General features: G+C 40.5%; 8 protein-coding genes. 7 read left to right on the top strand and 1 reads right to left on the bottom strand.

Annotation, left to right across the window (positions count from 1 at the left end):
• Positions 1-193 precede the first annotated feature (193 nt).
• The 4 genes from AC3LHT_RS02190 to AC3LHT_RS02175 all read left to right on the top strand — a co-directional run bounded on the left by AC3LHT_RS02190 (position 194) and on the right by AC3LHT_RS02175 (position 4,265).
• Positions 194-1,093: a carbohydrate ABC transporter permease gene (locus tag AC3LHT_RS02190; RefSeq protein ID WP_290646412.1), complete on the top strand. Its 900-nt coding sequence runs from the start codon at positions 194-196 to the stop codon at positions 1,091-1,093.
• Positions 1,090-1,935 (top strand): carbohydrate ABC transporter permease, encoded by an 846-nt coding sequence (locus AC3LHT_RS02185; protein WP_290667414.1) that lies wholly within the window; start codon positions 1,090-1,092, stop codon positions 1,933-1,935. Before AC3LHT_RS02190 ends, AC3LHT_RS02185 begins: the two co-directional genes overlap by 4 nt.
• Before the next feature lie 136 nt (positions 1,936-2,071).
• Positions 2,072-3,115, top strand: a complete 1,044-nt coding sequence (locus AC3LHT_RS02180) for a glycosyltransferase family 2 protein (RefSeq protein WP_488661824.1) — start codon at positions 2,072-2,074, stop codon at positions 3,113-3,115.
• A 10-nt stretch (positions 3,116-3,125) separates the two neighbouring features.
• The gene (locus AC3LHT_RS02175; protein WP_488661823.1) at positions 3,126-4,265 is read left to right on the top strand and encodes a glycosyltransferase family 4 protein; all 1,140 of its coding nucleotides are present in this window, start codon (positions 3,126-3,128) and stop codon (positions 4,263-4,265) included.
• 58 nt (positions 4,266-4,323) lie between these two features.
• On the opposite strand, the gene AC3LHT_RS02170 is transcribed toward AC3LHT_RS02175, so the two are convergent.
• Positions 4,324-5,607 (bottom strand): PhoPQ-activated protein PqaA family protein, encoded by a 1,284-nt coding sequence (locus tag AC3LHT_RS02170; RefSeq protein ID WP_488661829.1) that lies wholly within the window; start codon positions 5,605-5,607, stop codon positions 4,324-4,326.
• Between the two features lie 131 nt (positions 5,608-5,738).
• Here AC3LHT_RS02170 and AC3LHT_RS02165 point away from each other — a divergent pair, with 131 nt between their 5' ends.
• The 3 genes from AC3LHT_RS02165 to AC3LHT_RS02155 all read left to right on the top strand — a co-directional run bounded on the left by AC3LHT_RS02165 (position 5,739) and on the right by AC3LHT_RS02155 (position 12,692).
• Complete coding sequence (locus tag AC3LHT_RS02165; protein ID WP_488661822.1) at positions 5,739-7,019, top strand: phenylacetate--CoA ligase family protein; 1,281 nt, start codon at positions 5,739-5,741, stop codon at positions 7,017-7,019.
• 119 nt (positions 7,020-7,138) lie between these two features.
• Positions 7,139-11,323, top strand: coding sequence for an acyl-CoA dehydratase activase (locus AC3LHT_RS02160; protein WP_488661821.1), 4,185 nt, complete (start codon positions 7,139-7,141; stop codon positions 11,321-11,323).
• Positions 11,324-11,564: 241 nt separating this feature from the next.
• Entirely contained in the window at positions 11,565-12,692 is a 1,128-nt protein-coding gene (locus AC3LHT_RS02155; RefSeq protein WP_488661820.1) for a nucleotidyltransferase domain-containing protein, read from the top strand.
• Positions 12,693-12,798 lie beyond the last annotated feature (106 nt).

The raw sequence follows: 12,798 nt of genomic DNA, 5'->3' as shown, positions 1-12,798 counted from the left end.
TGATATCTTTAGTTCAAATGCAAATGGTAACCTCAATGATGAAAAAATACACACCCTTTTGAAGCAATATAACAGAGAGCTACAAGATGCTCTTGATTCCTACAAATAATCCTATTATATAATTTGCGGATATGAGGGGAGAAACCTCTCCCCTCATATTATCGCTATCGTTTACCAGAGGTGATATGTAGCGATGATATCATTAAATGCGAGAAATACAAGATTTGCGTACAAATTGCTTATGCCAGCGATTATTTTAACTTTCCTTGTGCATATTATTCCCACACTTTGGGGAATTTACATTAGCTTCAGAAAACTGAACATCTATTACATAAGAAATTGGACAGAAGCTCCATTTATTGGGTTCGCAAATTATACAAAAGCCCTGAGTAGCCTTCAAGGAGTGTTCTGGTCTTCGCTTTGCTATACGTTGATTTTTGTAATTGCATCTGTTCTTGGATGCTTTATTTTAGGCATTCTTGGAGCGGTTCTTTTGAACGAGAACTTCAAGGGTAGAAATGTTATAAGAGGCATTTTGCTTATACCTTATATCCTTCCTGGAGTTGTTAGCTTAACAAATCTCAGGTTTATGTTGTTACAGGATTGGGGGATAATCAATTCTATATTGTTGAAAATAGGATTGATAAGTGAGCCCATTCCCTGGTTAACAGGTAAAATGGCTTTGATATCAATAATAATTGGAAATATATGGATTCGCTGGCCACTGTGGTTTATTACGATACTCGCGAGTTTACAGAGTATCCCTGGAGAGCTTTATGAAGCCGCGAAAGTAGATGGTGCTTCAGATTGGCAGGGATTTAGGCGTATTACGCTTCCTTCAATTTCACCAACAATTACTGTTTTAACTGTCCTGACGGCATTATGGTCATTCAATAATTTCACTGTTCCCTTTATTCTCACAGGAGGGTCACCTTCAAAAGAAGCCAATATCCTTTCGTTAAACATCTGGATTAGATCTTTCAAAAATTGGGACTTTGGAATGGGAGCTGCAATGAGTGTTGTTATGATGTTAATCATGCTGGTTCTTATCTTAACCTACCTCAAGCTCACAAAACTGGAGGAAGAACAATGAAGAAGAAAGTGTTGAAAAGGGCGCTTAAAATCACGGGAATAGTTTTTTTGTTGTTATTTGTTCTCTTCCCGTTATATTGGCTTTTGATTTCTTCGCTAAAATATTCTGAAGATATTTACACGATGCACCCAAGTCTTTTTCCAAGCAGGATAAGGCTTTCAAATTATGTTGATATATGGAAAACAGTTCCAATGGCAAAATATTACAAGAACAGCTTGATAGTTTCGGTTTCATCTATGATCCTGGCAACTATCGTGGCAACTTTTGCCGGTTATGCACTCTCAAAGTTCAAATTTCCCGGGAGAAAAACCGTTGGAGTAACCTTTTTGGTTACACAGATGTTTCCTGGCATATTGTTTCTATTACCGTATTATCTGATCTTTATATTCATTAAGAACACATTGGGGATTCCTCTCATTGGTACTTATCCGGGGCTAATAATTACCTATACAGCTTTTGTAGGGCCTTTTGCAATATGGGTTATGCGAGGATATTTCGACACGGTACCATCAGAGCTAAGAGAAGCAGCACTCATAGATGGCTGTGGCAACTTCAGGGCATTTACTAAGATAATTCTCCCGGCAGCCAAGCCAGGAATTGCAACGGTGGCAATTCTATCATTTATGAAATCATGGAACGAAGTTTTATTTGCAACTGTATTGACAAACAATGACACAAGGACTCTACCACTTGGATTATATGAGTTCCAGCAGGAATTTATGACTTCCTGGAATCTGGTAATGGCTGCTGGAGTTGTTATATCCATACCGGTGTTAATTTTCTTCATTTTTCTTCAGAGATACTTTGTATCAGGATTTACAAGCGGTGCAGTAAAAGGATAAACAAAATAGATAGGAGGCGATTCAAATTAAAAAGTGCGTAGTTATCCCTACCTATTGGGGCCCAACAGATGGCAGCGAAGAGATCGTTTTCGACCATCCAACCCCGCTAAACAGCAAAGGTACTCTTGCCAGGTTGTTGGACAATCTTCTGGAGTTTGAGGAAATTAAAAGAGGGGAAATACCCATAAGAATAATTGGAATTGCAAATAGAAAGGATCTCAGAGATAAGGTTGAAGATTTGCTTGAATCCTACCTTAAAGAGTATTCGAACAAAATGGAACTCAAACTGTGCTCCTATTCATGGTTAAACAATTTGAAGAAAAAATTGGGAGAAAGAGAAATCGATAACTTTTTTCCCATTGAGCCAGACAGTTATTCACAGATAAGAAACCTTTGTTTGCTCGCAGCGCTCGAAACCAAAAGCGATATTGGCATCTTTTTAGACGATGATGAACTTCTAACTGATAAAGACTATTTCAATAAATCTGAAGAAGGTATGTATTCACTTGCTGAAGACAACGGCACAATCCTTGGAAAAGCTGGCTATTATAAGCAGGACAGGCAAAACTATTCCAGATTCTGGGAACTCAAATGGTGGCCAAAAGATGTGTCTTTCAATGAAACTTTCGAGCGCTTGATAAGAGAAAAGCCAAGATTTAAAGCCACCATGGTTGCACTTGGTGGAAATATGGTCATCTCAAAAGACGTGATGAAAAGCGTTTGCTTTGACCCATATGTGAATCGCGGAGAAGATATGGACTATGTTTTCAATGCCCGTATGCTTGGATACAGATTCTATTTTGACCCTGAATTATTCATAGAACATTATCCACCCGAAAAGAAAACCCCGGACTGGAAAAAGGCAAGAGAAGATATTTACAGGTTTTTATACTTACGTGAAAAGTATCGAGGGCATTTGCAGAGCGAAAAGGTTCAAAAAATCGCCTTTGAAGAATTTTTGCCATACCCGGGAATTTTCATGCGAGATGACCTCGAAGACAGAATAATAGAACATTCCAGAATGATGGCGATGCGATACCTTTCTGAAAATGACAAAGAAGCCTTCAATGCTTGTATGGAGAATGCAAAGATTCCGTTCCTGTACAAGAAAAATGCCGATATAATCAATGATTTTCTAAAAACAACGAACTCATGGAGAGAAATCACACAGAACATTTGAGGTGAAGACTTTGCGAATATTGATGTTACACTCTGTTCCATTACATGGTTCTGGTAGCGGTACTTATGTCAAAAAGCTTGCAGATGAATTCAGCAAAAAGCACGAAGTTTGTGTAATATACCCCGGACCTCCGGCCAGGGAGAAATTTATTACTCATAATATTGAGATAGATCCGGTTCCGGTTTTCACATCACATCCGACGGAGCTTTCTCGTAGTTTTGTGGATTACGATTCTCAGGAAATAATTCAAATAATTTCGCATTATTTGGGAGAATTGTCAAAGCTACTCGAAAAATTCCAGCCTGATATCATTCACGTACAGCATCTTGGGATCTGGTGCTCCATAGCCGTAATGCTAAAAAGCTTGTTGAATACCCCTGTTGTCGTTACAGCCCACGGTACTGGAATGTTCGTTATAGAAAGAGATGGAAGATTTGAGAGTTTAATTCAAAATTGTATTGAAGGTATAGATCAGATCATAGCGGTTAGCGATAGTTTAAAGAATAAGGTGGTAAATACCTTTCCTTCAGCGGAAGAAAAGAGTATTACCATACCTGGCGGCGTTGATTTATCGAAATATTCAAAGCCTTCAATGTCTAAAGAAAAGTGGAGATCCATGTATAATCTAAAAAACAAAGTGATTCTCTATGTTGGGCGCCTTATTGAAGAAAAGGGAGTGCAGCATTTGATAAATATCGCTTCTGACTTTCCGGAAGCGACAGTGGTGATTAGTGGTTCCGGGAACTATGAGAAAACCTTGAAAAAAATGGCTGCTGATAAGGAAAACGTACTTATTCTTCCGCATCTGAAAGACAAAATCGTCGATTTCTTTATCCACAGTGATGTATTGTGCGTACCATCAATATGGGAAGAAGCACTTGGGCTTGTTATATTAGAAGCTATGGCATCCGGTACTCCAGTAGTGGCATCAAATATTGGCGGTATTCCAACCGCTATAAAAGACGGAGAAACTGGCTTGCTTTTCGAGCCGGGGAATGAAGAGGACATGAAGGATAATATAAAAAAGTTACTTGAAAATCCTGAGCTGTCTGAGACACTTTCAAAAAATGCGTTGGAAACAGTTAAAAGAAACTTCGCGTGGGAGTCGATAGCAGAGAAGCTTTTAAGAGTCTTCGAAAAACTCATTTGAATCTTTCAAAAAGCTGAACAGGCCCTTTTGGGCCTGTTCAATTTTCAAAATAAGTGCTTTACTGCTCGGGGAAAACCCTCATTGGGGTTGAGACAGCCACTACTCTTTCATTTCTCTGAAATACAACTTCTATATAAGCTGCTGTGTATCCTTTGATAGTGAGTACAGCAGCCATGTTTTCAGATTTTCCAAGAGGTATGTAATCAAATCTCGCATTCCGAAAGTCCCTTATCTGTGAATTTGCAAAAAACAACCTGACTTCGGATACCTTCCAATCTTTGGGTTTGATGGAAATATCTATATGGATTTCCGTTTCCGATGCGGTTGTTGAATACGTTGCCAGGACTTCAGGTAGCGATACTCCTTCATCGAGATTGGCAAAAAGAGCTCCTATTGCCTGCACCGTTCGGGGAATTTCAGCACCATGCCCCATGTTCGGAGCATAAACCATTCCCTTTTCGCCCGGGAGTCCATCAAAATATAGCGTTGCGGCATCAACAGGCCAATAAGGATCATTTGTCCCGACGATAATGAGTTTCGGTATATTCAACTCTTCTCTATAAGCATAGGGGTCGATATACTGCAAAAGAGCAATCCTTCTGGGATCTTCCAGATCACTTAAAATACCAGTATTAACATATTCTGCTATAGATTCACTGTAAGCCCCCCAAAATTCAAGTTGATGCTTCATCTGCTCTTTGATATTCAAATTGTCAAAAACTATGGGAGCTATGGCATTAACCCGGCTGTCACAGGCGGCAGTAAGCCATGTTGTCCAACCTCTCTTGGAAGCGCCAGACAATATAAAACCTTCTATTTCAAAACCTTCTTTCTTTGCATAATCTGTTAACATATTCATCGCAGTGATTGTACTTCTCACCATTGGTAGAAGCAAAGGCCATTCGTAATCGTCAGTTTCAAGAAATTTCGAGAAGGTGTAAGCTATGAGCCAATCTTCTCTATAACCATTGAAAAGAGGCTGGTTTGGTATGTCGTACAAAATTGCCACATAGGCTCCATTCTGTATCGCTATTGTGTTGAAAAATTCAAAAAGCCTGTTATCGATCTTGTAATCACCGGTTATGAATAACAGAGCGTGTTTTGACCTGAGATTGTCTGGCTTTATTATGAGCAGGTGATTTTTCCAGCTAACCCCTTTCCAATTGAAAGCTTTGAAAGAAAACACACCAAAGCTTGAAGATTCTGAACCAGGCGGAATAACAACCTCAAAATCCGCTTCTTCGAGTGTTTTTGGAAGTTCATCGCGAGCAAGGTAATTCATTATGCTGACCCCCAAAATTACGGAAAGACCGAATGAAAATATGAAAAGCAAGCAAAGCATTCTTTTCACAACCATCCCTCCCCAAAAGGTTATACATCGAATGAAATTCCAAAGTCAATGATTTTCTCCATAGATTTTTTTAATTTGGAACTCATTGTGTTAGGATTAAACTGTCAGGCGGAGCTGATAAAATGAGAAGATGGCTGATAAGACGCATTATTAAGGCCTCAGGCCTTCACTCCGGGTACAGAATTCCCTGGAATTGGAAACTCGGAGCGAGTCTTTACGGCAAAGAAAGCTTCAAAAAAACTTACAGGGAAGAAGCCTTCAAATTTATTCTGCGGGAAGCGCACCAGAATTCGAAGTTTTATCGTGACCATCTTGAAAGATACAACTTCAAAAGCATTAAAACCCCTGAAGACCTTGGTGATTTTTTCACCTATCCCGAACAGTTGGAAAGCTATCCTGAAGACTTCATCTGTCAAAAGCCCGACATTTACTTTGAAACTTCCGGCAGTTCGGGAAAACCAAAGAGAGTCGGATTCACATATGAAGACTTTCTTCTTTTAGCCTTTTCCACAGCTCAGGGCTTTGAAAAAATGGGCATGGAAAAGAATGACCTTTACCTTAACGCCTACAGCTACGGAATCTGGGTTCCGGGTTTGATCATTCAAAATGCCCTTGGAATGCTTGGTGTTCCCGCAATCCCTGTGGGTCATCAGAAACCGGAAGTCATCTTTGAAAAGATCTTAACTTACAAGCCTTCAATAGTCGGAATACTGCCATCATCGTTGATCATAATAACAAAACTCGCCAAAGAGTATAATGGTGAACTTCCGAAGATCAGCTGGTTTCTAACAGGGGCACAACATATTCCTGCAAAAACAAAAGAATGGATTAAAAGCGTATGGAATGCGGACGTTATCAACGGTTATGGTGCCACAGAATTCGGCGGGACTTTTGCAGTAGAGTGCGAAGAAGGAAAAGGCTATCACTTCAACGACCTCATGTTCTGGGTTGAAATAGTAGATCCAGATCAAAGGGGATATGGAGAGCTCGCCGTAACAACACTCGCATTTAAATGTATGCCGCTGATTAGATACAGAATAGGGGACATAACGAGATTCGTACACGATAGCTGCAATTGTTCTTTAGGCACTGAAAAGATAGACTATATCCTCGGCAGGAAAGATGATATGTTCAAAGCAGCTGGAAATAACCTTTACCCCGGATACTTCTCAAAAGCAGTGGTTGAAGGCGTGTTCCTTGGCGTGGAAATTGATACCAGGGAAGGTGTTGACTGTATAAAAATACGGGTTACAGAAGGTTCAAAAATCGATTTGAAAAAGCTTGATACTTTCATCCTGGATACTATCGAAAAAGGCGAAATCATAGTTGAAACAAAATTTGAATCTCTCGATTCCCGCATCAGAAGGAAGATTCCCAAACTAATTGACCTAAGGTCAAGGTAAATGGTATATACTATACCACAAAGGGAACATCTGTAAAACAAAACCGAAGTTCCTAAAACTGATAATTCAGAAAATTTCATGAGCTCAAAAACAAACAAGCTCAAGTAAGGGTGTGGGGCATGGACTCAAAAAATATAGGCGTATGTGTAGGGTCGAGTAGTATTTCATATTATGACGGGATTAAAGGAGAGAACATTTCTCACCATGGCAATCCCACGGAAATTTTGAAAGAACTGATACCCCGTTTTCTGAAGGATGGAAATGTTATCGTCACCGGCAGGAAAGCCAAAAAGATGGTCCGGCTTTCTCAAATACCCGAAGTTGAGGCGACAGAAGTTGCGTACGATGTATTAAAAGACAAACACGGTGTTGTAGATGGCATTGTAAGCGCCGGTGGTGAAAACTTCATGCTCTACAAGCTCAATAAAAAAGGCTCGATAGTAGAAATATACACTGGCAACAAATGTGCATCCGGTACAGGTGAATTCTTTTTGCAACAGCTGAAGAGGATGGGCGTGTCCCTGGACTTTGCCAATTCAATAAATGCTGATGAGGCTTATGAACTCTCATCCAGATGTACTGTCTTCTGCAAAAGCGACTGTACACATGCACTCAACAAATGCGTGCCGAAGGAATTGATTTTGAACGGTCTTGGAAAAGTCATGGCAGAGAAAATAATGGAACTCGTTCACAAAAGCGGTGTGAAGAGAATCATGCTTGTTGGTGGAACCGCGAGAAACAAAGTGATGATTAAATATCTCCAGAAAAAAGTCGATTTAGTAATCCCGGATGAAGCTCTCTTTTTTGAAGCTTTTGGTGCACATATATGGGGAAAAAGGAACGGTGCATCTATTTTCGAAGTTCCGGATGAAATCTTCGTGGAAAGCCCATCGAGTTTTTCCAGCCATGAACCTTTGAATAAATTCCTTAGCATGGTTGAATTCAAAAAAATGAACTTTAAAGAAGCACAAGATGGCGATGAATGTATCCTTGGTGTGGATGTGGGCTCGACAACCACCAAAGCAGTCCTGGTCAGGTTGAAAGATAACTCGATACTTACAGGCTCATATTTGAGAACTCTGGGAGATCCAATCAAGGCGGCAAGGAATTGCTATAACGAACTCATTGAGCAGTTGAATGGAATTGATCTCAGAATTGTTGGAGTGGGAATCACCGGGTCAGGGCGTAAGATAGTTGGCTTGCACGCGCAAACCAACGCGGTTTACAACGAGATAACAGCTCACGCCAGAGCCGCTGCTTATTTTGATTCTGAAGTGGATACGATATTTGAAATTGGGGGGCAGGATGCTAAATACACTTACCTCGTGAATCGCGTCCCCACAGATTACAGTATGAACGAAGCTTGTTCAGCGGGAACGGGCTCATTCCTGGAAGAAGCTACCAAAGAGTCTTTAGAGGTGCACTATAAGGATATAGGGGATCTGGCCCTTAAAAGTAAAAAGCCTCCGAATTTCAGCGACCAGTGCGCAGCTTTCATAAGTAGTGATGTCAAAACTGCCATTCACGAGGGTTTATCTAAAGAAGACATATGCGCCGGGCTAGTCTATTCAATTTGTATGAATTACCTGAACAGGGTAAAAGGCAACAGGCCTGTGGGAAAGAAAATCATCATGCAAGGGGGAGTGTGTTATAACCGAGCAGTCCCCGTTGCAATGGCTGCGCTAACCGGCAGAAAAATCGTAATACCACCTCATCCCGGGTTGATGGGCGCATATGGTGTTGCGCTGATAGTGAAAGAATACATAGAGCAGGGATTCTTAGAAGCATCGGATTTCGACCTTCGTGAACTCGCGAATAGAGAAGTCCAGTACAAAGGAACCTTCATCTGTCCAGGTGGTGAAAATAACTGCGATAGAAAATGTGAGATAAGAATCATTGAGATAAATGGCAAGAGATTTCCCTTTGGCGGAGCTTGTAATCGTTATGAGAACATAGTCAGACATGTAGTAACAAATACTCAGGAATACGATTATGTCAAAAGAAGAGAAGAGCTCATTTTCAATATGAAGGGAAATACCGGAGAGAGGACCATTGGAGTCAGCAGGTCATTGGCCATGACCACATTGTTTCCCCTGTTTTATCGCTTTTTCAAAAATCTCGGGTTCAAAGTCGTGATTCCAGAAGTTTCGGATAAAAGAGGTTGGGATCTGAAAAACTCGGAATTCTGCTTCCCTGTCGAGATGGCACACGGTTATATGTACGATCTTCTTTCGAAAAACCCTGATTATATCTTTCTCCCAAGGATAAGGGGAATAAGGGTAGAAAATTCCCGAAACTACAACGTTTTTTGCCCCTTCGTGCAGAGTGAACCAGATTATCTCAAATCTGCATTTCCGGATCTTGAATCCCGAAATCTTCTGGAAATAAACCTTGACTTTTCAAATGGATATGAAAACGAAGTCGAAAACTTTGAGAAAATTGCCGAAAAGCTCGGAATGAAAAGTGAGGAGGGTAAAAACGCCTATCTTAAAAGCTTAGAAAACTTTGAAGAACTGAAAAGCAGGATGAAAAAAACAGGAGAAAGTTTCCTGAAAAAACTGGAAAATGAAGAATTCGGTATAGCGCTTTTCGGAAGGTCCTACAACGCTTTTACCTCACATGCCAACATGGGAATTCCCGACAAATTCGCCTCCAGGGGGATACCGATAATAAACTTCGATGCTCTGCCATACGAAGGCGAAGAAGGATACAAAAACATGTACTGGACATGGGGAGAGATGATAACAAAAGCCGCAAGATACGTAAAAAAACATCCGAAGCTTTTCGCCGTATATATCACAAATTTCAGTTGTGGACCCGATTCTTTTATAATCTCCTACTTCAGGGACATCATGGGCGACAAACCCTCCCTGATTCTGGAGTTAGACAGCCATACGGCCGACGCGGGCATAGAAACAAGGATAGAGGCGTTTATTGACGTTGCCAGAAGTTACCTCAAAGCTTCCGCATCGAAAGAAAGGAAGAAAGCCTTAAGGCCCACCACAGAACTGAAAAAGGGAACACTAAAGATCATAACGCCTGATGGCAAAAGCTTTCCAATAAACCATGAAAAAATCCGGTTGGTTATTCCCTCAATGGGTGAGTTCGCCTCGAAATGCTTAGCTGCCTCTTTTAGATATCACAAAGTAAAAACAGATGTATGTTCTATGCCAGGCATCGAGGAATTCAAATTGGGCAGAAGCAATTCCCTCTCCAAAGAGTGCCTGCCACTTCAGCTCACCCTTGGAAGTCTGATAAAATACCTGGATGAGAACAACCATGGAAAGAATGATGACAAAATCATCCTCTACTTCATGCCAGAAACAATGGGGCCATGCCGCTTTGGACAGTATAAAGTCTTCATGGACCTCTGGCTGGACAACAACCACGCCGATAACGTTGCACTGCTCAGTCTGAATTCTGAAAACGCTTATGCAGGGCTGGGACTTTCATTTAAATTGCGAATCTGGATCGCAGTTATCGTTTCCGATGTCCTAATAGATGTGGAAAACACAATAAAAGTCCTGGCAAAAGACAAATCCCAGGCCAAAGCATTGCTGGAAAAGGCGAAAGAAAAAATACTGCACAGCCTTGCTAACGATTCTTTGCACACTTTCTTTAAAAAACTCGAAGACGCGGTAAAACTCATCGCATCGATAGAAAAGAGCAGAGACTATGACGAAACACCAAAGGTTCTCATAACAGGTGAAATCTACGTGAGAAAAGATGAGTTTTCTCGAAAAAAGCTGGAAGATGTATTCGCTGAAAGTGGAATTATTACCCATATATCCTCGGTGCATGAATGGATATATTATACCGACTATCTATTTCTCAAAAGGCTGACTTCGTCAAATTCCACCCGTATTGAAAGACTGAAAAAGAGAGTTGAAATTCTCTTCAAAAAGTATATAGAGATGAAAGTGAAGAAAATCTTTGAGAAAACAGGTTTCTATGAAATGCACATGATGGATGTGGAAAAAGCGATCAAAGCGGCGAAAGACCATCTGCACCCTCGATTAACGGGCGAGGCAATTCTCACTGTGGGAACTGCCATTTCCGAAATTGGTGACAAATACGATGGCGTAATTTCGATAGGTCCTTTTGGATGTATGCCAAGTCGAATCGCCGAAGCAATTATAAAAAAGAGTGCTTTGAAAAAGAAGCTCGAAGACCTCGGGAACGCCCCAATAATTCATATAGAATCTGATGGCAATCCCTTTCCACCAATCATAGAAAGCAAAATCGAAGCCTTCATAGTTCAGGTTAAAAGGTTCAAGGATTACAAACTGATGCATGCATCATAGGCTGCTTTTTCGATTGACAACACCAGGAAAGTTTTCTATAAAAAAATTAAATTCCCAGGAAGAACCTGAAATGCCGTTTTAAATATTGCGCGTTAAAACGATCCATTGGTAATGACTCATTGAGAAGCATTCTGAGTTGTATAATGCCTAGCATACAGTCAAGAAGAAGAGTGCTTGCTTTTTCAACGCTCAAAAAAATAAATTTTAAGATTCTCAAAACGAAAAAGAGGATGTGTTTATTATGCTTGATGTTTTTAAAGTAGCCGAGATACTGGTATCTCATGCTATACAAGCACACAAAGGGGAAATTGCCATTATTGCTTATTATGGATCATATGCAACCGGCCTTGCCTCTCCTACTTCTGACCTTGACATATTTTATATACCGAACGACAGAAAGGCCGACTCTCTCAGTAGTCAATTTGTCTTTGATAATCTTCCCTATGATTTTTGGCCGCTATCCTGGGAGTTTGCCGAAAGGATAGCCAATGCAAAACACAATTGGGCGATTGCGGCTTCTCTTATCGCCGACGCAAAAGTGCTGTATTACCTATCACAAAAGGATTTAGATAGATTCAATGCACTCAAGGCACGTATTAAGGAACTCATGGGACCAAATGGTCGCAAAAACATGATACAGCAAGCTCTAGAAGAGTTCAAAAACACGCTCTTTCAACTTGGCCAAATGCGATTGGCAGGAAATGATGCAATTAGCATGCATTGGGCAGGCTTAAAGTTTGTAAATAGTGTTGTGAACTGTCTCGCGCTGGTAAATCAAACATACTTCACAAAGGTATGGGAAAATAATCTGACCCAGATATCAAAAATGTCGCAAAAGCCTGATGGGTTTGAGGACATGATAAGAGAAATAATAACGCAAAAAGATACAAGACATACTCTCGAGGTAGCAGACAGGTTGGCGAAGGAGGTAAGGAAAATACTGCTTTCAGCACAATTCTCGATTTCCGAACCTTCAGAACCAAAAGATGTATTCAAGGACTTTTACTTCTTTATATTTGAGTATGTGAACAAGGTTCTTTCTGCCTGCAAACGAAAAGATGTGATAGCAGCAGGATTTTCCGCATTTCATCTGCAAGAAGAGATATGTCAGCTTATGAACAAGGTTGAAAATGGGTTTTACGGTACTGATTTTAATATGCTCAATGAGTATTCCGAAGCCTATGAAAAAACGGGTTTCCCGGATCTACTCAAACCTGCATCAAGAGGCGATCTTGTAGAGCTTGCAAGACAGACGCAGCAGCTGGACAAAAAGGCACGTGAATGGTTTAAAAATCATTCAATTGAACTCAACATCCTCAGAAACGAGGAGGAATTGCGCCAGTTTTTGATTCAAAGAGATCCTATGTAATTGTGGATTGTAGATATCAGATGGCTTTGTATCCTCTTCGCGTGGTTTACCTATTCGCAGGATATAAGGTTTTTTATGAGAAAATAAAAATTTCCCTGACTTCTAT

It is taken from the genome of Kosmotoga sp., from assembly GCF_982836095.1.
This window is presented reverse-complemented; position numbering and strand designations above follow the sequence as displayed.